Raw genomic sequence first — 22,416 nt, forward strand, 5'->3', positions numbered from 1 at the left:
CAACTCTCTGAGGGACGGATGAACGTATTGCCGGGGGCCGGCGTGGGCCGGCCCCCGGACAGGGTACCGCTCGCTCGCGCGCCGGTCTCTACTGGTCGCGGAAGCGGACGATCTTCACGAACTCCTCCGCGTCGAGCGAGGCCCCGCCGACCAGGGCGCCGTCCACGTCCGGCTGCGCCATGATCGCGGCCACGTTCCCCGACTTCACCGAGCCGCCGTACTGGATGCGGACGGCGTCGGCCACCGCGTCGTCGTACAGCTCCGCCAGCCGGCCCCTGATGGCCGCGCAGACCTCCTGGGCGTCATCGGGCGTGGCGACCTCGCCGGTGCCGATGGCCCACACCGGCTCGTAGGCGATGACCACGGTGGCGGCCTGCTCGGCCGGCACGTCCTTCAGGCCGCCGTCGAGCTGGGCGAGGGTGTGCGCGACGTGCCCGCCCGCCTTGCGGACATCGAGCGGCTCCCCGATGCACAGGATCGGGGTGAGCCCGTGCCGGTAGGCGGCCTTGACCTTGGCGTTGCAGATGGCCTCGTCCTCGCCGTGGTACTGGCGGCGCTCGGAGTGCCCGACGACCGCGTACGCGCAGTTCAGCTTGGCGAGCAGCGGACCCGAGATCTCCCCGGTGTACGCGCCCGAGTCGTGCGCCGAGATGTCCTGGGCGCCGTACTTGATCTTGAGCTTGTCGCCGTCCACCAGCGTCTGCACCGAGCGCAGGTCGGTGAACGGCGGCAGCACCGCGACCTCGACCTCGGCGAAGTCCTTGTCCGACAGGCCGAAGGCGAGCTTCTGGACGTGGGCGATGGCCTCAAGGTGGTTGAGGTTCATCTTCCAGTTGCCCGCCATCAGCGGAGTGCGTGCAGCCATCGTGTCAGTCCTCCAGTGCCGCGAGGCCGGGGAGCGTCTTGCCTTCGAGGTACTCAAGGCTCGCTCCGCCGCCGGTCGAGATATGGCCGAATGCCGACTCCTCGAAGCCGAGGAGGCGCACCGCCGCCGCCGAGTCGCCACCGCCGACGACGGTGAACGCCGGGCTGTCCGCGAGCGCCTGCGCCACCGCCCGGGTGCCGGCGGCGAAGTCGGGGTGCTCGAAGACGCCCATGGGCCCGTTCCAGAAGACGGTCGCCGCGTCGGCCAGCCTGGCGGCGTAACGGGCCTGCGTCTCGGGGCCGATGTCCAGGCCCTGCTGACCGGCGGGGATGGCGTCCGCGGGCACCACGACCGGGTCCGCGGGCGCCTTCGTCCTGAGGTCGGGGAACTCCTTGGCCGCGACGACGTCGACCGGGAGCACGAACTCCACGCCGAGCTCGTCCGCCCGGCGCAGGTACGCGCGCACCGTGGGCACCTGGTCCTCCTGGAGCAGCGAATCCCCGACCTCGTGCCCCTGGGCCTTCAGGAACGTGTAGGCCATGCCGCCGCCGATCAGGATGCGGTCGGCCCGGGTGAGGAGGTGCTCGATGACACCGAGCTTGTCCGAGACCTTCGCGCCGCCGAGGACCACGGCGTAGGGGCGGCTGACGTTCTCGGTCAGCTTCTCCAGCACACCGACCTCGGTGGCGATGAGCCCGCCCGCCGCGTGCGGGAGCCGCGCCGGGAGGTCGTGGACGGAGGCGTGCTTGCGGTGCACCGCGCCGAATCCGTCGCCGACGTACACGTCGGCCAGGTCCGCGAGCCGCTCGGCGAACGCGCCGCGCTCGGCCTCGTCCTTGCTGGTCTCCCCCGCGTTGAAGCGCAGATTCTCCAGCAGCGCGACCTGGCCGTCGGCCAGTCCTGCGACGGCGGCCCTGGCGCTGTCGCCCACCGTGTCGGTCGCGAACGCCACCGGGGCGCCCAGCAGTTCACCGAGCCGCCCGGCGACGGGCGCGAGGGAGTACTGCGGGTCCGGCGCCCCCTTGGGCCGGCCCAGGTGCGAGGCGACGACCACGCGGGCGCCGGCCTCGACGAGCTTCTTGAGGGTGGGCACCACGGCCCGGATTCGGCCGTCGTCGGTGATGGTCCCGTCGGCGAGCGGAACGTTCAGGTCCGCGCGGACGAAGACCCGCCGCCCCGCGACCTGGAGATCTTCGATCGTCTTCATGCTTGTCCGGACTCCTGGGGTCTGAACTCCTACAGGCTGCTCTGCCATGGCACGAGGGCCCGCAGCGGGCGGTGGAGCACACTGCGGGCCCTGCGGGCGCGGACGGGTCAGAGCCGCTCGCCGACGTAACGGGTCAGGTCGACGAGGCGGTTGGAGTAGCCCCACTCGTTGTCGTACCAGCCGACGATCTTGACCTGCGTGCCCTGCGACATCGTGAGCGAGGAGTCGAAGGTGCAGGAGGCCGGCCAGTTGACGATGTCCGAGGAGACGATCTGGTCCTCGGTGTACTCAAGGATGCCCTTCAGCTCGCCCTCGGCCGCCGCGCGGAAGGCCGCGTTGACCTCGTCGCGGTCGGCCTCGCGGCCCAGCTCGACGACCAGGTCGGTGACGGAGCCGGTCGGGACCGGCACGCGCATGGCGATGCCGTCCAGCTTGCCCTTGAGCTGCGGGAGCACCAGGGCCGTCGCCTTGGCGGCGCCGGTGGTGGTGGGGATGATGTTCTGCGCGGCGGCGCGGGCGCGGCGCAGGTCCTTGTGCGGGAAGTCGAGGATGCGCTGGTCGTTCGTGTACGCGTGGACGGTCGTCATCAGGCCCTTGACGATGCCGAAGTTCTCGTCGAGCACCTTGGCCATGGGCGCCACGCAGTTGGTGGTGCAGGAGGCGTTGGAGATGACGTGGTGCGTGCCGGCGTCGTAGGCGTCCTGGTTGACGCCCATGACGACCGTCAGGTCCTCGTTCTTCGCGGGCGCGGAGATCAGGACCTTCTTGGCGCCGGCGGTCAGGTGCTTGGCGGCGTCGTCACGCTTGGTGAAGATGCCGGTGGACTCGATGACGATGTCGGCGCCCAGGTCGCCCCACGGCAGCGCGGCCGGGTCGCGCTCGGCGAACGTCTTGAACGTCTGGTTGCCGACGGAAATGGTGTCCTCGGTGTGGGTGACCTCTTCCTTGAGGCGGCCGAGGATGGTGTCGTACTTGAGCAGGTGCACCAGGGTGGCGTTGTCGGTCAGGTCGTTGACACCGACGATCTGGACGTCCGCTCCCTGATCAAGGAGCGCGCGGAAGTAGTTGCGACCGATGCGGCCGAAGCCGTTGATGCCTACGCGGATCGTCACGAACCGATCTCCTCGTTGGTACGCCGGCGAATCGAGCACCGGCGATGCTGTATTGGGATGTCCCCGACCACTTCCGACCCTACCGCGCCCGGGTTCCCCCGGTGACATCGGCCAGGCGTGTTCGGGCCCGGAAATACGGGCCCGAACGGCCTTTCCCACCGGTCGGCTCAGCCGACCATCTCCTCGGTGAGACTCGCCTCGGTGCCGGGAATGCCCAGGTCCTGGGCCCGCTTGTCCGCCATCGCGAGCAGCCGCCTGATGCGGCCCGCGACCGCGTCCTTGGTCAGCGGCGGATCGGCGAGCGCGCCCAGCTCCTCCAGGGACGCCTGCTTGTGGTCCATGCGCAGCCGGCCCGCCGCCGCGAGGTGGTCGGGCACCTCGTCGCCCAGGATCTCCAGGGCGCGCTGCACGCGGGCGCCCGCGGCGACCGCGGCCCGGGCCGAACGGCGCAGGTTGGCGTCGTCGAAGTTCGCCAGGCGGTTGGCCGTGGCCCGTACCTCGCGCCGCATCCTGCGCTCCTCCCAGGCCAGCACCGACTCGTGGGCGCCCAGGCGGGTGAGCAGCGCACCGATGGCGTCGCCGTCGCGCACGACGACACGGTCCACGCTGCGCACCTCGCGGGCCTTGGCACCGATCTGGAGCCGGCGGGCCGCCCCGACCAGGGCGAGCGCGGCCTCGGGTCCCGGGCAGGTCACTTCGAGCGAGGAGGAGCGCCCCGGCTCGGTCAGGGAGCCGTGGGCGAGGAACGCGCCCCGCCAGGCCGCCTCGGCGTCGCAGGTCGCCCCAGAGACCACCTGCGGCGGCAGGCCGCGGATCGGGCGGCCCCTGCCGTCGACCAGGCCGGTCTGGCGGGCCAGCTGATCGCCGCCCGCGACGACGCGGACCACGTACCGGCTGCCGCGGCGCAGCCCGCCGGGCGCCATCACCACCAGGTCGGAGGAGTGGCCGAAGATCTCCAGGATGTCCCGGCGCAGGCGCCGCGCGGCGATGCCCGTGTCCAGCTCCGCCTCGATCACGATCCGCCCGCTCACCAGGTGCAGGCCGCCCGCGAAGCGCAGGATGGACGACACCTCCGACTTGCGGCAGCAGGTGCGGGTGACGGGGAGCCGGGAGATCTCGTCCTTCACCGCAGCCGTCATCGCCATGGGCCGATCCTTCCATGCATCCGAAAAATACGGTCGTACGCGGCGGCGAGCAGCTCCGGGTCGTGCCGGGGAGAACCACCCGGAACCGAGCGGTCGCCGCGGGCGGCCACCGGCGCCAGCTCGACTCCGGCTCCCAGCCGCTCGGCCGCCCGGCGCAGACTCTCCTGGTCCGGAACGGCGGCCTGGTCTGCCAGCACCACGTCAAAGGCGAGTTTAGGGGCGTGTTGTACCAAAACCTCCACATGACGCTGCGGGGAGAAGCCATCAGTTTCGCCCGGCTGCGGAGCCAGGTTGAGGGAGAGGACGCGGCGGGCCCTCGTGGCGACGAGGGCGTCGAGCAGCTCGGGGACCAGCAGGTGGGGGATGACGGACGAGAACCACGAGCCGGGTCCGAGCACCACCCAGTCGGCGTCGAGCACCGCCTCGACGGCCTCGGGAACGGCCGGCGGGTCGCCCGGAACGAGCACGACCCGCTGCACCTCGCCGGGGGTGAGGGCGACGGCCACCTGCCCGCGGACCCGGCTCAGCTCCCCCGGGTGCCGCGGGTCGTGGCCCCGGACGAGTGCCTCGAGTTCGAGCGGCACGGCCGACATCGGCAGGACCCGGCCGTGCGCGCCGAGGAGCTTGCCGACCAGGTCGAGCGCCCGCACGTGATCGCCGAGTTGCTCCCACAGCGCGACGATGAGCAGATTGCCCACGGCGTGGTCGTGCAGCGCCCCCTCGCTCGTGAAGCGGTGCTGCACGACCTCCGACCACGTGCGGCCCCACTCGTCGTCGCCGCAGAGCGCGGCCAAAGCCTTGCGCAGGTCGCCGGGCGGCAGGACGCCGAGCTCGTCGCGGAGCCTGCCGCTCGACCCCCCGTCGTCGGCGACGGTCACCACGGCCGTGAGATCGCCCGTGATGCGGCGCAGCGCGGTCAGCGAGGCGGAGAGCCCCATGCCGCCGCCCAGGGCCACGACCTTGGGCTGGGCGCCACGCCGCCCGCCGCGCGGCGGGCGGGCGGTGGTGCGGCCGAGCGGCCGGCTCTCGGCGCCCCTGCGGTGCCACAGGCCCTTGCGCGGCATCTACTCGCGCCCCATGTCCCGGTGGACGACGACCGTTTCGACTCCCTCCGCGGCGAGCCTGCGGGCCAGCCGCTCGGACATCGCGACGCTGCGGTGCTTGCCGCCCGTGCAGCCCACGGCGATCGTGACGTACCGCTTGCCCTCGCGGCGGTAGCCGGTGGCGATCAGCTGGAGCAGTTCGGCGTAGCGGTCGAGGAACTCCTTGGCGCCCGGCTGGTTGAAGACGTAGCCCGAGACCTCCTCGCTCGTGCCCGTGTAGGGGCGCAGCTCGGGCACCCAGTGGGGGTTGGGCAGGAAGCGGCAGTCGACGACGTGGTCGGCGTCCACCGGCAGGCCGTACTTGTACCCGAACGACATCACCGTCGCGCGCAGCTCCGGCTCGTCGCCGCCGGCGAACTGGGCGTCCATCTTGGCGCGCAGCTCGTGCACGTTCAGGTTGGAGGTGTCGATCACCAGGTCGGCGTCGCCGCGCAGCTCGCGCAGCAGGTCGCGCTCGGCCGCGATGCCGTCGACGATCCGGCCGTCGCCCTGGAGCGGGTGCGGGCGGCGGACGGACTCGAACCGCTGCACGAGCGCGTTGTCCGACGCCTCAAGGAAGACGATGCGGCGCGTGACGCCCTTGGTGTCGAGGTCGGTCAGCGACTCGCGGAGGCTGTCGAAGAAGCTCCGGCCGCGGACGTCGACGACGACGGCGATGCGCGCCACGTTGCCCTGGGAGCGGGCGCCGAGGTCGACCATGGTGGGGATCAGGGCGGGCGGCAGGTTGTCCACGACGAACCAGCCGAGATCCTCAAGGCACTTGGCGGCGGTGCTGCGCCCGGCCCCGGACATGCCGGAGATGATCACCAGCTCCGGGGTGGTGAGGGTCTCCTCGCCGCCGGGCGGCGTGCCCGGCTGCTCGGCTCCTCTGCTCTGTTCGCTCATCATCGCAGTCCCCCGCGTGTCTGTTTCCGTGCGTGAAGTGGGTGGGTTCGCTCTCCCGCTCAGTCCTCGATGATCTCGCCGGTCGCGGTGTTGACCGCGGGGACGGCCTGGCGGTCCCCGGCCAGGGCCGCGGCGACCGTCTCCGCGGTCCTGCGGCCCACTCCCGGTACCTCGCAGATCTCCTCGATCGTGGCGGCGCGCAGTCGCTTGACCGATCCGAAGTGCTTGAGCAGGGCCTTCTTCCGGGTCTCCCCGAGGCCGGGTACGGCGTCGAGGGGACCCTTCCTTATCGATTGTGACCGCTTGCCCCGCTGGTAGCGGATCGCGAAGCGGTGCGCCTCGTCACGGACCCGTTGCAGGAGGTAGAGCCCCTCGCTGGAACGGGGCAGGATCACCGGGTCGTCGTCGCCCGGCAGCCAGACCTCCTCAAGGCGCTTGGCGAGTCCGCACACGGCGACGTCGTCGACGCCGAGCTCGTCCATCGCCCTGCGGGCGGCGGCCACCTGCGGCTGCCCGCCGTCCACCACCACGAGCTGGGGCGGGTAGGCGAACCGCTTGGGGCGGCCGTCCTCGTCCCGGGGAGACGCCGGAGCGTCCTCCTCCGGTTCCTCGACGGCCCACTCACCGGTCTTCTCCCGCTCCCTGAGGTAGCGGCGGAACCGGCGGGAGACGACCTCGTGCATGGCGCGGACGTCGTCCTGGCCGCTGAAGCCCTTGATCTGGAACCGCCGGTACTCGCTCTTCCTCGCCAGGCCGTCCTCGAAGACGACCATCGAGGCGACCACGTCGTCGCCCTGGAGGTGGGAGACGTCGAAGCACTCGATGCGCAGCGGCGCCGAGTCGAGCCCCAGGGCCTCGGCGATCTCCTCAAGGGCGCGCGAGCGGGTCGTCAGGTCCGAGGCGCGCTTGGTCTTGTGCAGGGCCAGGGACTGCTGGGCGTTGCGCTGCACGGTCGCCATCAGGTCGCGCTTGTCGCCGCGCTGCGGAACGCGCAGGCCGACGCGTGAGCCGCGGCGTTCCCCCAGCCACTCGACCAGCGGCTCGGAGGGCTCGGGCAGCGCCGGGACCAGCACCTCCTTGGGCACGCTCTCGCCGCTCTCCTCGCCGTAGAGCTGCTGGAGCGCCGCCTCCACGAGGTCGGCCGTGGTCACGTTCTCGACGCGGTCGGTGACCCAGCCGCGCTGGCCGCGCACCCGGCCGCCGCGGACGTGGAAGATCTGCACCGCCGCCTCAAGATCGTCCTCGGCGAGGGCGATCAGGTCGGCGTCGGTGGCGTCGGCGAGCACGACCGCGTTCTTCTCCAGGGCGCGGCGCAGGGCCTCGATGTCGTCGCGCAGCCGGCCTGCCCGCTCGTACTCCAGTGCCTCGGCCGCCCGGTGCATCTCCTCTTCGAGGCGCTTGAGGTGGGCGCCGGTGCGGCCGGCCATGAAGTCGCAGAACTCCTCGGCGAGCGCGCGGTGCTCATCGGGGTCGATCCGGCCGGTGCAGGGCGCGGAGCACTTGTCGATGTAGCCGAGCAGGCAGGGCCTGCCGACGGCCCGCGCCCGCTTGAAGACGCCGGCGGAGCAGGTGCGGATCGGGAAGACGCGCAGCAGCAGGTCGACGGTCTCCCGGATGGCCCACGCGTGGGCGTAGGGGCCGAAGTAGCGCACGCCCTTGCGCTTGGGCCCGCGCATGACCTGGGCGCGCGGGTACTCCTCGTTCATCGTGACGGCGAGCGACGGATAGCTCTTGTCGTCGCGGTACTTGACGTTGAACCTGGGGTCGTACTCCTTGATCCAGGAGTATTCGAGCTGGAGGGCCTCGACCTCCGTCGAGACGACGGTCCACTCCACGGACGAGGCCGTGGTGACCATGCTGGCCGTCCTGGGGTGCAGGCCCGCCAGGTCCTGGAAGTAGGAGGAGAGCCGCTGCCTGAGGCTCTTGGCCTTGCCGACGTAGATGACCCGTCGGTGGTCGTCGCGGAAACGGTAGACCCCGGGCGAGTCGGGAATCTCGCCCGGCCTTGGGCGGTAGCTTGAGGGGTCGGCCATGAACGCCACCCTACTGCCGCGCACTGACGGCGAGTGACGGTGTCACCAGCCGCGTTGGCGCCACTCCCCGAGGTGGGGCCGCTCCGCGCCCAGGGTCGTGTCGGCGCCGTGTCCCGGGTAGACCCAGGTCTCGTCGGGCAGCGGCGCGAACAGCTTGGCCTCCACGTCGCCGAGCAGCTGCTCGAACGCCCGGGCGTCGCCGCGGGTGTTGCCGACGCCGCCGGGGAAGAGCGAGTCGCCGGTGAAGACGTGCGGGTGCCCCTCCGGGTCGTCGTACACCAGCGCGACGGAGCCGGGCGTGTGGCCGACGAGCTGCCGCACGGCGAGCCGGCAGACGCCGACGGCGAGCTCCGCGCCGTCGTCGAGCGGCTGCTCGGTGGGCACCGGGATGCCCTCGGTGTCGGGGCGCCCGGCGTACGTGCGCGCGCCGGTGGCGCGCACCACTTCGTCGAGCGCCTGCCAGTGGTCGCCGTGCCGGTGGGTGGTGACGACGCCGGCGAGTCCGTCGTCCCCGATGAGGCCGAGCAGGGTGTCGGGCTCCGCGGCGGCGTCGATCAGCAGCTGCTCGCCGGTATCACGGCAGCGCAGCAGGTAGGCGTTGTTCTCCATGGGGCCGACCGCGACCTTGGTGATGATCAACTTCGCCAGCTCGTGGACGTCGGCCGGGCCGCCGACCGTGACAGTGCCGGTGTAGGTCATGGCGGCAGTCTGTCAGAGGGGCGGCGGCTGGGGCAGCGGGCCGCCGCTGGTGAGGCCGCTGCCCGAGGTGCGCCCGGTGAGCCAGCCGACCAGGGCCGCGGGGGTGCCGGCCACGACCCGCGGCTCGCCCTCCGCGGCGCCGGTCCGCCAGTGGCGGCCGTCCTCGGCCCGCAGTTCGAGCGGCGGCAGGGCGGGGTGGCCGGCGAAGCGGCGGGCCAGCTGCTCGACGGACCGGTCGACGAACGTGCCGGGCAGGTCGGCGACCGTGCGGCCGATGTCCAGGTCGATGTGGTGCAGCTCGATCTCGGTCAGCCTGCGGAACGGGAGGCCGGCCAGGGTGTCGACGACGCCGTTGCGCAGGGCCGCCGTGCGCTGCCACGCCGGGCCGGAGAGCCCGGCGGCCGTCTCCGCGAAGCGGGCGGCGCTTTCGCGCAGGTCCGCCCGGTGGAGGGCGGCGGGCCGGCGGGCACCGCGCTCGATGTCCGCGTTCCTGCTCTCCTCGCTCGGGTACATCGGGCGTCCGTGGATGACGTCGACCAGCGCGTCCGCGTTGCGGGCGAGGTGGGCGAGGACGTGGCCGCGGGTCCAGTCCGGGAGGCGCGAGGGAGCCGCCACCGCGTCGTCGTCCAGGGGCTCGACGGCGGCGAGAAGGCGTTCGGTCGCGTCCTTGAGTGCGGCGAGGTCCGCCTCGGGTCCGGTCATGATCGTCACGCTAGCCGAGTCACCCGATCGAGGGAAGGTGGCACGAAAGCGCCGGTAATCGAACGGGCGTGCTATAGGGTGCGGAGAGCAGGGGCGTGGCCGTTCGAGGGACGTTTGTCCGACGCCACCCATACCCTGGGACGGGGGTCCCCCGCTCCCGGGAGCCCCCGGACCACACAAGAAAGGTGCCCTTCGGCGTGGCCGACCGACTCATCGTTCGTGGCGCTCGCGAGCACAACCTGCGGAACGTCTCGCTCGACCTTCCGCGCGACTCGCTCATCGTCTTCACCGGGCTCTCGGGATCGGGGAAGTCCTCGCTCGCCTTCGACACGATCTTCGCCGAGGGCCAGCGCCGTTACGTGGAGTCGCTGTCCGCGTACGCCCGGCAGTTCCTCGGGCAGATGGACAAGCCCGACGTCGACTTCATCGAGGGGCTCTCACCCGCCGTCTCGATCGACCAGAAGTCGACCTCCCGCAACCCGCGCTCCACGGTCGGCACGATCACGGAGGTCTACGACTACCTTCGGCTGCTGTTCGCCCGCATCGGCAAGCCGCACTGCCCCGAGTGCCGGCGGCCCATCGCCAGGCAGTCGCCGCAGGCCATCGTCGACAAGGTGCTCGACCTGGAGGAGGGCAGCAGGTTCCAGGTGCTCTCCCCGCTGGTGCGCGAGCGCAAGGGCGAGTTCGCCGACCTCTTCGCCGATCTCCAGACCAAGGGCTACAGCCGGGCCCGCGTCGACGGCACCACGGTGCAGCTCACCGACCCGCCGAAGCTGAAGAAGCAGGAGAAGCACACCATCGAGGTCGTCGTGGACCGCCTGACCGTGAAGGACAGCGCCAAGCGCCGCCTCACGGACTCGGTGGAGACCGCGCTCGGCCTGTCGGGCGGCATGGTCGTGCTCGACTTCGTGGACCTGCCCGAGGACGATCCGCAGCGCGAGCGGATGTACTCGGAGCACCTGTACTGCCCCTACGACGACCTGTCGTTCGAGGAGCTGGAGCCGCGGTCGTTCTCGTTCAACTCCCCGTTCGGCGCCTGCCCCGAGTGCACCGGCATCGGCAGCCGCATGGAGGTCGACCCGGAGCTGATCGTCCCCGACCCGGAGAAGACGCTGGAGGAGGGCGCGATCCACCCGTGGTCCCACGGGCAGACCAAGGGCTACTTCAACCTGCTCATCGGCGCGCTCGGCGACGCGCTCAACTTCAGGACCGACATTCCGTGGCAGGGCCTGCCGCAGCGCGCGAAGAAGGCGCTGCTGAACGGCCACAAGACCAAGATCGAGGTCCGCTACGAGAACCGGCACGGCCAGGAGCGGGCCTACACGACCGCGTTCGAGGGGGTGCTGCCGTTCATCCGGCGGCGGCACGCCGAGGCCGAGAGCGACGCGGGGCGCGAGCGCTTCGAGGGCTACATGCGCGAGGCCCCCTGCCCGGCCTGCCACGGCACCCGGCTGAAGCCGCTCATCCTCGCGGTCACCGTGCAGGACCGGTCGATCGCCGAGGTCGCCGGCATGTCGATCAGCGAGTGCGCCGACTTCCTGCGGAGCCTGCGGCTGTCCGACCGCGAGAAGACCATCGCCGAGCGCGTCCTCAAGGAGGTCAACGAGCGGCTGCGCTTCCTGGTCGACGTCGGCCTCGACTACCTCTCGCTCGACCGCGCCGCCGGCACGCTCTCGGGCGGCGAGGCGCAGCGCATCCGGCTCGCCACGCAGATCGGGTCCGGCCTCGTGGGCGTGCTCTACGTCCTGGACGAGCCCTCGATCGGGCTGCACCAGCGGGACAACCACCGGCTGATCGAGACGCTGGTCCGGCTGCGCGACCTGGGCAACACGCTGATCGTCGTCGAGCACGACGAGGACACCATCCGCACCTCCGACTGGGTGGTCGACATCGGTCCCGGCGCCGGCGAGCACGGCGGTCGCGTCGTGCACAGCGGGCCGCTGGCCGAGCTGCTGGCCAACGAGGACTCGGTGACGGGCCAGTACCTGTCGGGCGCCCGGTCCATCCCGACGCCCGAGCTGCGGCGCCCGGTCGCCCCCGGGCGGCGGCTCACCGTGCACGGGGCCCGCGAGCACAACCTGCGCGGGGTGGACGTCTCGTTCCCCCTCGGTGTGCTCACCGCGGTCACCGGGGTCTCGGGCTCGGGCAAGTCCACGCTGGTCAACGACATCCTGTACACCCACCTGGCCCGCGAGCTGAACGGCGCGAAGGCGGTGCCCGGGCGGCACACCCGGGTCACGGGGGACGAGCTGCTGGACAAGGTGGTGCACGTCGACCAGTCGCCGATCGGCCGGACCCCGCGGTCCAACCCGGCGACGTACACGGGCGTGTTCGACCACATCCGCAAGCTGTTCGCGGAAACGGTGGAGGCCAAGGTCCGCGGCTACCTGCCGGGGCGTTTCTCGTTCAACGTCAAGGGCGGTCGCTGCGAGAACTGCTCGGGCGACGGCACCATCAAGATCGAGATGAACTTCCTGCCCGACGTGTACGTCCCCTGCGAGGTCTGCCACGGCGCCCGCTACAACCGGGAGACCCTGGACGTGCACTACAAGGGGAAGTCCATCGCCGAGGTGCTGGACATGCCCATCGAGGAGGCGGTGGAGTTCTTCGAGGCCGTGCCCGCCATCGCCCGCCACCTGCGCACGCTGAACGACGTGGGCCTCGGGTACGTGCGGCTCGGCCAGCCGGCCCCCACGCTCTCCGGCGGCGAGGCGCAGCGCGTCAAGCTGGCCGCGGAGTTGCAGCGGCGCTCCACGGGCAGCACGGCCTACGTGCTGGACGAGCCCACCACCGGACTGCACTTCGAGGACATCCGCAAGCTGATCGGCGTCCTGTCCAACCTGGTCGACAAGGGCAACACAGTGATCGTCATCGAGCACAACCTCGATGTGATCAAGACCGCGGACTGGGTGATCGACATGGGCCCCGAGGGCGGGAGCGGCGGCGGCCTCGTCGTCGCCGAGGGCACCCCGGAGCAGGTGGCCTCCGTCCCGTCCAGCCACACCGGCAAGTTCCTGCGGGACCTGCTCGGCGACGCCGTCACCGACTCCCCGGGACTGCGCCCGGCCCCGAACGGCACGGGAGGGTCCGCGCGCGGCAAGGCCGCGGGGACCGGCGGCACCGCAGGCGGGGCCGGGACCGCGGGGAAGCGGTCCGCGGGACGTGCCCGGTCGTCACGCAAGGGCTGATATAGGGCAGTTGTTCTCCGGAAGTTCCCGACGGCACCCTGGCGGGGGACGCACTCCCTTGGAACGCTGACCGCCGGCCGTGTGAACGCGCGGCCACGGCAAGCGTTCCAAGGGAGTTCCTGTGTCACGACTGGTGGTGCGCCGAAGACTGGGCGCACGTTCGCTCATCGCGGTGGGGGCCGCCTCGGCCCTGGCCGTCGGCCTGGCCCCGCCGGGCGCGACGGCCGCGCCGGCCTCCGCCGCGGCCGTCGCGGCGGCGGCGCCCGCCGCGGCAACGACGGGAGTGGCCGAGGGCGACGGTCTCGAACTGTCGCGCACCGAACACCCCGTCGCGCCCGGCGCCGAGCTGACGACGTTTCGCAGCCTCGAATCCGACAAGTGGCTGAGCGCGCAGGCGCTCACCGTCGACCTCACCAGCGACCTGCGCGTCGACTACCTCTCAGGCGACGAGGTCGCCGCGTCCGCGCCCGTCGGTGAACTCGCCGCCGCCCACGACCCGGGCGAGGGCCGCACCACCGTCGCGGCCATCAACGGCGACTTCTTCGACATCAACGCCACCCAGGCGCCGCTCGGCGCCGGCATCTCGGGCGGCGAACTGGTGCAGTCCCCCAGCCCCCGCGGCGCGGGCACTCCGGTCACCGAGGCCGTCGGCATCGGCCCCGAGAGCGCGGGCCGCATCCTGGAACTGTACTTCGACGGCACCGTCACCCTGCCGGACGGCGAGGCGCCGCTCGCGGCCTACAACGCGGCCCGCCTGCCCGCCGGCGGCATCGGCCTCTACACCCCCCGGTGGGGCGAGGCCGACCGCGCCCCGGCCACGGAGTCCGCGGCCGATGTCACCGAAGTCGTCGTCGAGGACGGCCTGGTGACGTCCGTCGCGGACAAGCCCGGCAGCGGCCCGATACCCGATGGCGCGTTCGTGCTGCTCGGCCGCGACTCCGGGGCCGCGACCCTCGCGTCGCTGGCCGCGGGTGACGCGGTCACCACCGAGTACGCGCCGCGCACGGGCGACGGCGGTCCCGTTCCGCACACCGCCGTCGGAGGTCGCGGGCTGCTCGTGGTCGACGGCGAGCCGCAGAACTGGGAGGGCCGGCCGAACAACGCCACGGCGCCCCGCACCGCGGTCGGCTTCTCGCGCGACGGCCAGGACATGTACATCCTCACCGTCGACGGCCGGCAGTCCCACTCGGGCGGCGTGACCCTGACCGAACTGGCCGTCATGATGGCCGACCTCGGCGCCCACAACGCGCTCAACCTCGACGGCGGCGGCTCGACCACGTTCCTCGCGCGGGAACCGGGGGACGCCGCGCCCGAGGTCGTCGGCAGCCCCTCGGACGGCCACCAGCGTTCCGTACCCAACGGCCTCGCCATCACCGCGCCCCGGGGCAGCGGTGAGGTCACGGGCTTCCGCGTCACCACCACCGCGGACCCGGCCGCCTCCCCCACCGGGGACACCGTGGCCGGCGGCCACCCCGACCGCGTCTTCCCCGGCCTCACCCGGCAGTTGACGGCGATCGCGCACGACGAGACCTACGGGCCCGCCGACTCCCCCGCGCCCCGCTGGCGCTCCGCGCGCCCCCACGTGGGAACGGTCGACGCCGGCGGCGTCTTCCACGCCGAACGCTCCGGCACCGCGCAGGTCACCGCCACCCGGCACCTCGCCCGCGGCGCCATGGAGCTGACCGTGCTCGGAGAGCTGCGGCGGGTCGAGCCGACCACGCAGCGCGTGGGCCTGGCCGGGCCCGAGGCGGAGGGCTCCTTCGGGCTGCTCGGCTACGACGCGGCGGGCAACTCCGCGCCGATCGAGCCCGCCGACGCGGAACTCTCGTACGACACCTCGCTGTTCAGCATCGAGCCGGACCCGGGGGCCGGGGGCTTCCGCGTCTCCTCGCTCTCCTCCGCGGCCTCCGCTTCCGGCGTCGTCGAGGTCTCGGTGGGCGGCGTCACCACCGCCCTGGCCATCACCGTCGGCCTGGAGGACACGGTCGTCGCCGACTTCGAGGACGCCGAGGACTGGGCGTTCAGCCACGCCCGCGCCGCCGGCTCCCTGGCCGCCGAGCCCGAGGGGTACGACGGCACCGCGCTCCGCATGAGCTACGACTTCGGGCTGAGCACCGCCACCCGGGCCGCCTACGCGACGCCGCCGGCGAACATCCCCGTGCCCGGCCAGCCGCAGAGCTTCACCCTGTGGGTCGAGGGGGACGGCCACGGCTCCTGGCCGTCCCTGCACCTCACGGACGCCCACGGCACCAGCCAGGTGCTGCGCGCCGAGCACGTCACCTGGGAGGGCTGGCGCCAGCTCACCTTCGACGTGCCCGAGGGCGTGGCGTACCCGCTGTCGGTGCGCCGCTTCTACCTGGCGGAGACCCGCCAGGACGCGGCGTACGCGGACGAGGTCGTCATCGACGACCTGCGGGCCCAGACGCCGCCCGCGGTCGACCTGCCGCCCGCCGCGCCCTTCGACGACCCGCTCATCGGCACGGGCGCCGAGGCCGCCGCGCGCGACTGGCAGTTCGCCGTCGTCTCCGACGCGCAGTTCGTCGCCCGCAACCCCGACAGCGACCTGGTCGCCGCGGCCCGCCGCACGCTGCGCGAGGCGCGGGCGGCCGACCCGGACTTCGTCGTCATCAACGGCGACTGGGTGGACGAGGGCTCACCCGCCGATCTGGAGTTCGCCCGGGACATGATCGAGGAGGAGCTGGGCGACGACCTGCCCTGGTACTACCTGCCGGGCAACCATGAGGTGATGGGCGGCTCGATCGAGACGTTCGAGGCCGAGTTCGGCGAGAGCCCGCACACGTTCGACCACGAGGGCACGCGTTTCATCACCCTCGACACCTCGTCGCTGTCGCTGCGCGGCGGCGGCTGGGACCAGGTCAACGAGCTGCGCGAGCAACTCGACGACGCGGCGTCCGACCGGTCCGTCGGGTCGGTCGTGGTCATGGGCCACGTGCCGCCGCGCGACACCACGCCGCAGCCGGCGAGCCAGCTGACGGACCGGCTGGAGGCCGACCTCCTGGAGGACTGGCTGGCCGAGTTCCGCAGGGAGACCGGCAAGGGTGCCGCCTACTTCGGCGCCCACGTCGGCCTCTTCGACTCCTACCACCAGTCCGGCGTGCCGTACTTCATCGGCGGCAACGCGGGCAAGAACCCGTCGGCCCCCGCGGCCGAGGGCGGCTTCACCGGGTGGGCGCTCGTCGGGGTCGACGAGGTGTCCCGCGGCGAGCAGATGTGGGCCAGGCAGCACCCCTACGAGGCCCTGCCCGACTGGCTGACGGTGCAGACCAGGCCGCACGTCGACGCGTTGGCGCTCCAGGCCCCCACCGCCCTGCGGGTGGGCGAGACCGCAGATGCCGGGGCCGTGGTCACCCAGGACGGCCGCGAGGTACCCGCGGCCTCGCGGGTGAGCACCGACTGGTCGGGCTCGCGCGGGCTGCACGTCGGCGCGGCCGACGAGGCGGGCCCCCGCGACGTCGCCGCGTTCGACCCGGCGACCGGGGAGCTGACCGGCCTGCGCGCCGGCACGGTCACGCTCCAGGCCACCGTGGGCGACACGCGGGAGTCGACACGGCTGCGGGTCACCGGCTGACGCCGGCCGCGGGGCCGGCGGCGGTGCCGGCCCCGCGGGGTCACTTGAGGCCGACCTCCCGCATCTGCCGCAGCTCCTTCTTCATGTCGGACACCTCGTCCCGCAGCCGGGCGGCGATCTCGAACTGGAGCTCGGCCGCCGCGGCCCGCATCCGCTCGGTCAGCTGCTCGATGGCCTCGGCCAGCTCGGCCGCCGGCCGGTCGGTCAGCTCCTTCGCGTCCTTCTTCCCGCCACCCGCGGGGACCGAGGGCACCGGCGCCCTGCCCTTCTCCGCGCCCTGCCGGTAGCCGGTCCCGAGCAGGTCCCTGGTGTCGACCTCCTCGCGGGCGATGGTCGCCACGATGTCGTTGATCTTCTTCCGGAGCGGCTGCGGGTCGATGCCGTGCGCCTCGTTGTAGGCGATCTGCTTGATCCGGCGCCGGTTGGTCTCCTCGATCGCCTTCTCCATCGCGGGGGTGACCCGGTCGGCGTACATGTGCACCTGCCCCGAGACGTTCCGCGCGGCGCGGCCGATGGTCTGGATCAGCGACGTGCCCGAGCGCAGGAAGCCCTCCTTGTCCGCGTCGAGGATCGCGACCAGCGACACCTCCGGCAGGTCGAGCCCCTCCCGCAGCAGGTTGATGCCCACCAGCACGTCGAACTCGCCCGAGCGCAGCTCGCGCAGCAGCTCCACGCGCCGCAGCGTGTCGACATCGCTGTGCAGGTAGCGCACGCGGATGCCCAGCTCCACGAAGTAGTCCGTCAGGTCCTCGGCCATCTTCTTGGTCAGGGTCGTCACCAGGACCCGCTCGTCGCGCTCCGCGCGCACCCGGATCTCGTGCACCAGGTCGTCGATCTGCCCCTCGGTCGGCTTCACGACCACCTCGGGGTCGATCAGGCCGGTGGGCCGGATGATCTGCTCCACCACGCCGTCGCCCCGGGACAGCTCGTAGGCGCCCGGAGTCGCCGAGAGGTAGACCGTCTGGCCGATGCGCCGCTGGAACTCCTCCCACTTCAGCGGCCGGTTGTCCATGGCCGACGGCAGCCGGAAGCCGTGCTCGACCAGGGTCCGCTTGCGGGAGGCGTCCCCCTCGTACATGGCGCCGATCTGCGGCACGGTGTTGTGCGACTCGTCCACGACCAGCAAAAAGTCCTCGGGGAAGTAGTCGAGCAGCGTGTAGGGCGGCGAGCCGGTGTCCCGGCCGTCGATGTGCAGCGAGTAGTTCTCGATGCCGGAGCAGGTACCGATCTGGCGCATCATCTCGATGTCGTACGTGGTGCGCATCCGCAGCCGCTGCGCCTCAAGGAGCTTGCCCTGCCGCTCCAGCTCCGCGAGCCGGCCGCCCAGCTCGGCCTCGATGGCGGAGACCGCGCGCTCCATGCGCTCGGGCCCGGCCACGTAGTGCGAGGCGGGGAACACGTAGAGGTGCGTGTCGTCGGAGATGACCTCGCCGGTGAGGGGGTGCAGCGTCGACAGCGCCTCGATCTCGTCGCCGAACATCTCGATCCGGACGGCCAGCTCCTCGTACACGGGGAAGATCTCGATCGTGTCGCCCCGCACCCGGAACGTGCCCCGGGTGAACGCCAGGTCGTTGCGCGTGTACTGGATGTCGACGAAACGACGCAGCAGCGCGTCCCGGTCGATCTCCTGGCCCACCTTCAGCGGCACCATGCGGTCCACGTACTCCTGCGGGGTGCCCAGGCCGTAGATGCACGAGACCGAGGCCACCACGACCACGTCGCGCCGGGTCAGCAGCGCGTTGGTCGCGCTGTGCCGCAGCCGCTCGACCTCCTCGTTGATCGAGGAGTCCTTCTCGATGTACGTGTCCGTCTGCGGCACGTACGCCTCGGGCTGGTAGTAGTCGTAGTAGGAGACGAAGTACTCGACGGCGTTGTTCGGCAGCAGCTCGCGGAACTCGTTGGCCAGCTGGGCGGCCAGCGTCTTGTTCGGCGCCATGACCAGCGTCGGGCGCTGGAGCCGCTCGATCATCCACGCGGTGGTCGCGGACTTCCCCGTGCCCGTGGCGCCGAGCAGCACCACGTCCTTCTCGCCCCCCCGCACGCGCTTCTCCAGCTCGGCGATGGCCGCGGGCTGGTCGCCGCTGGGCTGATACGGGCTGACGACCTCGAAGGGCGCCACCGTGCGTTCGATCTCTGAAACGGGCCGCATGTCCTCCACCGTACGGCTCGCCACTGACAACCGGGGACCGCCTACCGTCCGCCGTCCGCTGTTCAACTGTCGGTCACCGGCCCCCTCCCCGCTCGTTTCCGCCGGCCGGGCAGCCTCCCCCCGTCCGGTCTCAAAGAACCCAAGGAGTCCCCCCCATGCCGTTCACCACATCCGCCGGCTGGATCGGCTGGGTCGGCTGGCTGGCCGGCCTCGCGCTGACCGCGTTCGGCCTGGCCCCCACCGCCTCGGCGGACCAGGGCGATGCGCCGGTCCAGTGGGCGCGGCCGGCCGGCGCCGGCCAGGGGCCGCTCGTCGTCGCGCACCGCGGCGCGTCGGGGCACGCCCCGGAGAACACGCTGGCGGCGGCGGACGCGGCCGACCGCCTCGGCACGACCTGGGTGGAGACCGACGTCCAGCGCACCGCCGACGGCGAGCTGGTACTCGTGCACGACACGACCCTCGCCAGGACCACGAACGTCGAGCAGGTCTTCCCCGACCGGGCGCCGTGGAACGTGTCCGACTTCACCGCGGCCGAGATCGCGCGGCTGGACGCGGGCAGCTGGTTCGGCGAGGAGTTCGCCGGTGAGCCGGTGCCGACGCTGGCGCGCTTCCTCGACCGCCTCGCGCGCAACGACCAGCGGCTGCTGCTGGAGATCAAGGCGCCGCACCTCTACCCGGGCATCGAAGCGGACATCCTGGCCGAACTGTCCGCGAAGGGCTGGCCCGGCGAGCAGCACCCGGGCGAGCGGTTGGTCGTGCAGAGTTTCGACGCGGGCTCGGTCAGGACCGTGCACGAACTCGCGCCGGAGCTGGAGACCGGGTTCATCGGCACCCCGGCCGTCGCCGACATCCCGGCGTACGCGACCTGGGCCGACCAGATCAACCCCAGGCACCGCGACCTCACCGCGGACTACGTCGCGCGCATCCAGGCCGCCGAGGGCCCGCACGGGCGCCCCGTCGAGGTCCACACGTGGACGGTCGACGACGGCCCCACCGCGCGGGCCGTCGCGGATCTCGGCGTGGACGGGATCATCAGCAACTTCCCCGACGTGGTCCGCGCGGCACTCGACGGCTGACGGCCCCGCGCCGACGTATGGCGGCCGGGCGGCGTGGGCATCACCCCTTTCGGCGGCGTGCCCGGCACCGCCAGGAGGAGGCCCCGATGGTTGCGCCCGCCCGGCCCGCGGCGGCCCTCACGTGGAAGGCGCTGCGCGCCCGCGGCTGGACGCCGGGGCTGGTGCGGGCGTTCCTCGGCGGGCCCGACCTGGCCACGCCCACCGGCCTCTTCCTGGCCTCGCGCGTGCTGGACGCGGAGCGCAGGCCCGACTTCGTCGCGGCGCGCGCCCTGGGGCGCCGGCGGGCCGACGTGCTGCGGCGGGCGCGGGCCGGGCGGCGCGAGCGCGCCCTGGCGGCGATCCGCGAGGCCGGCCTCGACCTGCCCGCGCTGTCGCCCGCCGAGCTGGCGGAGCGCGCGGTGGTGCACCGGAACCTGCGGGAGGCCCAGCGCGCGGTCGCGTCGTTCGGGTACCGGCCGAGGGCCGCGAGCGCGGCCGGTGCGCGGCCCGGGGAGCTGGCCCGCTGGCAGGTCGAGTACCTGCGGCACGTGCTGGCCGGTCACGGGGCACTGCTTGAGGCGCTGCCGCCCGGGGCGTGCAGGGCCGAGGGTCGCCGGCTCCTCACCGAACGGATCTTCGAAGCGATCACGGCCGCCTATCCGGCGCTGGAACCGGAGTGCCGCAGGCAGCGGACCGCCGCGCTGACGCGCTGATGCGCCCGGCGCGGGGGTGCGCCGGGCGGAGCGTTGCGTTGCGGTGGGGCGCAGGCGAGGTGCCGAGCGCCCCTCGGGTTCGCGAGTCGCGGGTGCGCCGTCGGGTCACACGTCCGCGCCCTGCTCCCGCAGGAACGCCATGGGGTCGATGGCCGTTCCGTAGCCCGCCGCGGTCCTGACCTCGAAGTGCAGGTGCGGGCCGCTGCTGTTTCCTGTGTTGCCGGAACGGGCGATCTCCTCGCCGGTGCCGACCTTCTGCCCGGCTTCGACGCCGACCTCGGAGAGGTGCGCGTACTGGGTGAACGTGTCGTCGTCGTGCTTGACCACGACGGCGTTGCCGTAGGCGGGGCCGTCGCCGGCGCCGTTGCCGCCGGCCTTGACGACGGTGCCCTCGTGGACGGCGCGCACGGGGGTGCCGACGTCCACGGCGAAGTCCTGGCCGCTGTGCTTGCTCGCCCAGCGGTCACCGCTGTTGCCGTACGTGGCGGTCAGCGCGTAGTCCTCCTCGATCGGCGCGACCCAGGAGCCGGTCCGCTCGGCCGCGGGCTCGCCCGCGGTGGCCCCGGACACGGCGGAGGGCGCCTCGGTGGTGAGGGGGCCGCCACCGGTGGCAGCGGCGGCACCCGTGAGGGCGACGGACCCGCACACGCTGGCCGTGACGACGGCGACGGCGCGGGTGCGGAAGCGGTGGAGGCCGCGGGCGCGGTGCGTGACGTGCTCGGTCATGGGGACCACCTCGGGAGAGTCGGGGTTCCGGCCTTGCCCGGCCGGGTGAATCTCCTGGGTAGGCGGTGGCGCCCGAACCCGGCAAGCGACCGCGCCACGAAGGGGGGTCGTAGCCGCGCCCGGCGGAATACGGGGGCTCGCGCGCCGGCCGGGGCGCGCCACCCGCGGTCCTGGGACCCCGGGGCAGCGGGCCCGCGACCTGGCACGGCGCGCCCCCGGGCACCAGGTCGGCCGGCGCCTTGCGGCATGGGTCCCGGCCGCTCGGGACCTGGGTCCTGGGTCCTTGGCCTCCCGCCGCTGCGAAGGTGCTTCGTAGTCGCGGGAGGCGGGGTGAGGAGCGTCACGGCCCGGGGTGCGCGCCGTTGCGCCGGGGCGCGGGCGGGCGCACGCCGTCAGCGTGTGAACAGCTCGAACGGAACGCACCGCCGCCCGCCGAACCTGGCCGCGGCCTCGTCCGCCATCGTGGTGTGCAGCTCACGGGCGTAGGCCGCGGGCTCCTGGTCGCCGAGCGCCGTGAGGTAGGCGCGGTGCTCGGCGAGCGAGGCGATGGCGCGTTCCAGGGCCGGCTCCCCGACGGCCTGGGCATGGGTGGCCTGCGGCGACCCGGCGACCGCGACCCAGCGCACCCCGTCCCACGGGCCGGGGCCGTCCTGGCCCAGCTGCTCGGGGAAGATCCAGCGGTTCCCCGCGTCCCCCGCCGCGTCGAGCACGGCCCGGCCGACGATCCGGTGGTCGGGCGTGTTCCACACGCGGCCGTCCCAGGCCCAGGTGTCGTGGTGGTTGAGCGTGATCAGCAGGTCAGGCCGGTGCGCCCGGATCGCGGCGGTCAGGTCCCGGCGCAGTCCGACGCCCCCCTCGATCACGCCGTCCTTGTGGTCGAGGAAGGTCACCGACTCGACGCCGACGAGCGCGGCGCTCGCGCGCTGCTCGGCCGCCCGCACCCGCGCGCTCTCCTCGGGCGGCATGGTGTCGATGCCCGCCTCGCCCCGGGTGACCAGCAGGTAGGCCACCTCCCGGCCGGCGTCCGTCCACTCGGCGACCGCCGCCGCCGCGCCGTACTCCAGGTCGTCCGGGTGCGCGACGACGGCAAGCGCGCGCCGCCAGTCGGTGGGCATGGGGGCCAGGGGCTCGGTCACCGCGAAGTCTCCTCGCTGATCCGGTCGCTGATCTTCGTCCTCCGGCCTGTCACCCTAAGCCGTCTCCCACGCCGGCGTCCCCGGACCGCGAGGGGCGCGTCACCCCGGC

At 72.9% G+C, this 22,416-nt stretch carries 16 protein-coding genes; 4 read left to right on the forward strand and 12 right to left on the reverse strand.

Annotated features, from left to right (window positions below; all coding sequences use genetic code 11):
• Positions 1-88 precede the first annotated feature (88 nt).
• The 9 genes from tpiA to LC193_RS04570 all read right to left on the reverse strand — a co-directional run bounded on the left by tpiA (position 89) and on the right by LC193_RS04570 (position 9,751).
• The gene (gene tpiA / locus LC193_RS04530; protein ID WP_226071775.1) at positions 89-865 is read right to left on the reverse strand and encodes a triose-phosphate isomerase; all 777 of its coding nucleotides are present in this window, start codon (positions 863-865) and stop codon (positions 89-91) included.
• Positions 866-869: 4 nt separating this feature from the next.
• Positions 870-2,072: a phosphoglycerate kinase gene (locus LC193_RS04535; protein WP_226071776.1), complete on the reverse strand. Its 1,203-nt coding sequence runs from the start codon at positions 2,070-2,072 to the stop codon at positions 870-872.
• A gap of 107 nt (positions 2,073-2,179) precedes the next feature.
• On the reverse strand, positions 2,180-3,184 hold the full coding sequence (gap, locus tag LC193_RS04540) for a type I glyceraldehyde-3-phosphate dehydrogenase (RefSeq protein ID WP_226071778.1): 1,005 nt from the start codon (positions 3,182-3,184) through the stop codon (positions 2,180-2,182).
• A gap of 167 nt (positions 3,185-3,351) precedes the next feature.
• Positions 3,352-4,329, reverse strand: a complete 978-nt coding sequence (gene whiA / locus LC193_RS04545; protein WP_086161196.1) for a DNA-binding protein WhiA — start codon at positions 4,327-4,329, stop codon at positions 3,352-3,354.
• Entirely contained in the window at positions 4,320-5,393 is a 1,074-nt protein-coding gene (locus LC193_RS04550) for a gluconeogenesis factor YvcK family protein (RefSeq protein ID WP_226071780.1), read from the reverse strand. The genes whiA and LC193_RS04550 overlap by 10 nt, the downstream gene beginning before the upstream one ends.
• Entirely contained in the window at positions 5,394-6,317 is a 924-nt protein-coding gene (rapZ, locus tag LC193_RS04555) for an RNase adapter RapZ (RefSeq protein ID WP_226078479.1), read from the reverse strand.
• Between the two features lie 59 nt (positions 6,318-6,376).
• Positions 6,377-8,350, reverse strand: coding sequence for an excinuclease ABC subunit UvrC (uvrC, locus tag LC193_RS04560; RefSeq protein ID WP_226071783.1), 1,974 nt, complete (start codon positions 8,348-8,350; stop codon positions 6,377-6,379).
• Between the two features lie 42 nt (positions 8,351-8,392).
• Positions 8,393-9,049 (reverse strand): MBL fold metallo-hydrolase, encoded by a 657-nt coding sequence (locus tag LC193_RS04565; RefSeq protein WP_226071785.1) that lies wholly within the window; start codon positions 9,047-9,049, stop codon positions 8,393-8,395.
• Between the two features lie 12 nt (positions 9,050-9,061).
• On the reverse strand, positions 9,062-9,751 hold the full coding sequence (locus LC193_RS04570) for a maleylpyruvate isomerase family mycothiol-dependent enzyme (protein ID WP_226071786.1): 690 nt from the start codon (positions 9,749-9,751) through the stop codon (positions 9,062-9,064).
• Positions 9,752-9,948: 197 nt separating this feature from the next.
• Here LC193_RS04570 and uvrA point away from each other — a divergent pair, with 197 nt between their 5' ends.
• Positions 9,949-12,939: an excinuclease ABC subunit UvrA gene (gene uvrA / locus LC193_RS04575; protein ID WP_226071787.1), complete on the forward strand. Its 2,991-nt coding sequence runs from the start codon at positions 9,949-9,951 to the stop codon at positions 12,937-12,939.
• A gap of 121 nt (positions 12,940-13,060) precedes the next feature.
• Positions 13,061-16,528, forward strand: a complete 3,468-nt coding sequence (locus LC193_RS04580; protein WP_226071788.1) for a phosphodiester glycosidase family protein — start codon at positions 13,061-13,063, stop codon at positions 16,526-16,528.
• 40 nt (positions 16,529-16,568) lie between these two features.
• On the opposite strand, the gene uvrB is transcribed toward LC193_RS04580, so the two are convergent.
• Positions 16,569-18,677 (reverse strand): excinuclease ABC subunit UvrB, encoded by a 2,109-nt coding sequence (gene uvrB, locus LC193_RS04585; RefSeq protein ID WP_226071789.1) that lies wholly within the window; start codon positions 18,675-18,677, stop codon positions 16,569-16,571.
• Positions 18,678-18,832: 155 nt separating this feature from the next.
• Here uvrB and LC193_RS04590 point away from each other — a divergent pair, with 155 nt between their 5' ends.
• Together LC193_RS04590 and LC193_RS04595 are read left to right on the forward strand one after the other, a co-directional pair.
• A complete protein-coding gene (locus tag LC193_RS04590) occupies positions 18,833-19,753 on the forward strand; it encodes a glycerophosphodiester phosphodiesterase (protein WP_226071790.1) in 921 nt (306 codons plus the stop codon).
• Between the two features lie 86 nt (positions 19,754-19,839).
• A complete protein-coding gene (locus LC193_RS04595; RefSeq protein ID WP_226071791.1) occupies positions 19,840-20,445 on the forward strand; it encodes a hypothetical protein in 606 nt (201 codons plus the stop codon).
• A gap of 105 nt (positions 20,446-20,550) precedes the next feature.
• On the opposite strand, the gene LC193_RS04600 is transcribed toward LC193_RS04595, so the two are convergent.
• Both LC193_RS04600 and LC193_RS04605 read right to left on the reverse strand, forming a co-directional pair.
• Positions 20,551-21,171: a M23 family metallopeptidase gene (locus tag LC193_RS04600; protein ID WP_226071792.1), complete on the reverse strand. Its 621-nt coding sequence runs from the start codon at positions 21,169-21,171 to the stop codon at positions 20,551-20,553.
• A gap of 392 nt (positions 21,172-21,563) precedes the next feature.
• A complete protein-coding gene (locus tag LC193_RS04605; protein ID WP_226078480.1) occupies positions 21,564-22,286 on the reverse strand; it encodes a PIG-L deacetylase family protein in 723 nt (240 codons plus the stop codon).
• Positions 22,287-22,416: the final 130 nt, after the last annotated feature.

The organism is Streptomyces marincola (assembly GCF_020410765.1).
Classification (GTDB): domain Bacteria; phylum Actinomycetota; class Actinomycetes; order Streptomycetales; family Streptomycetaceae; genus Streptomyces; species Streptomyces marincola.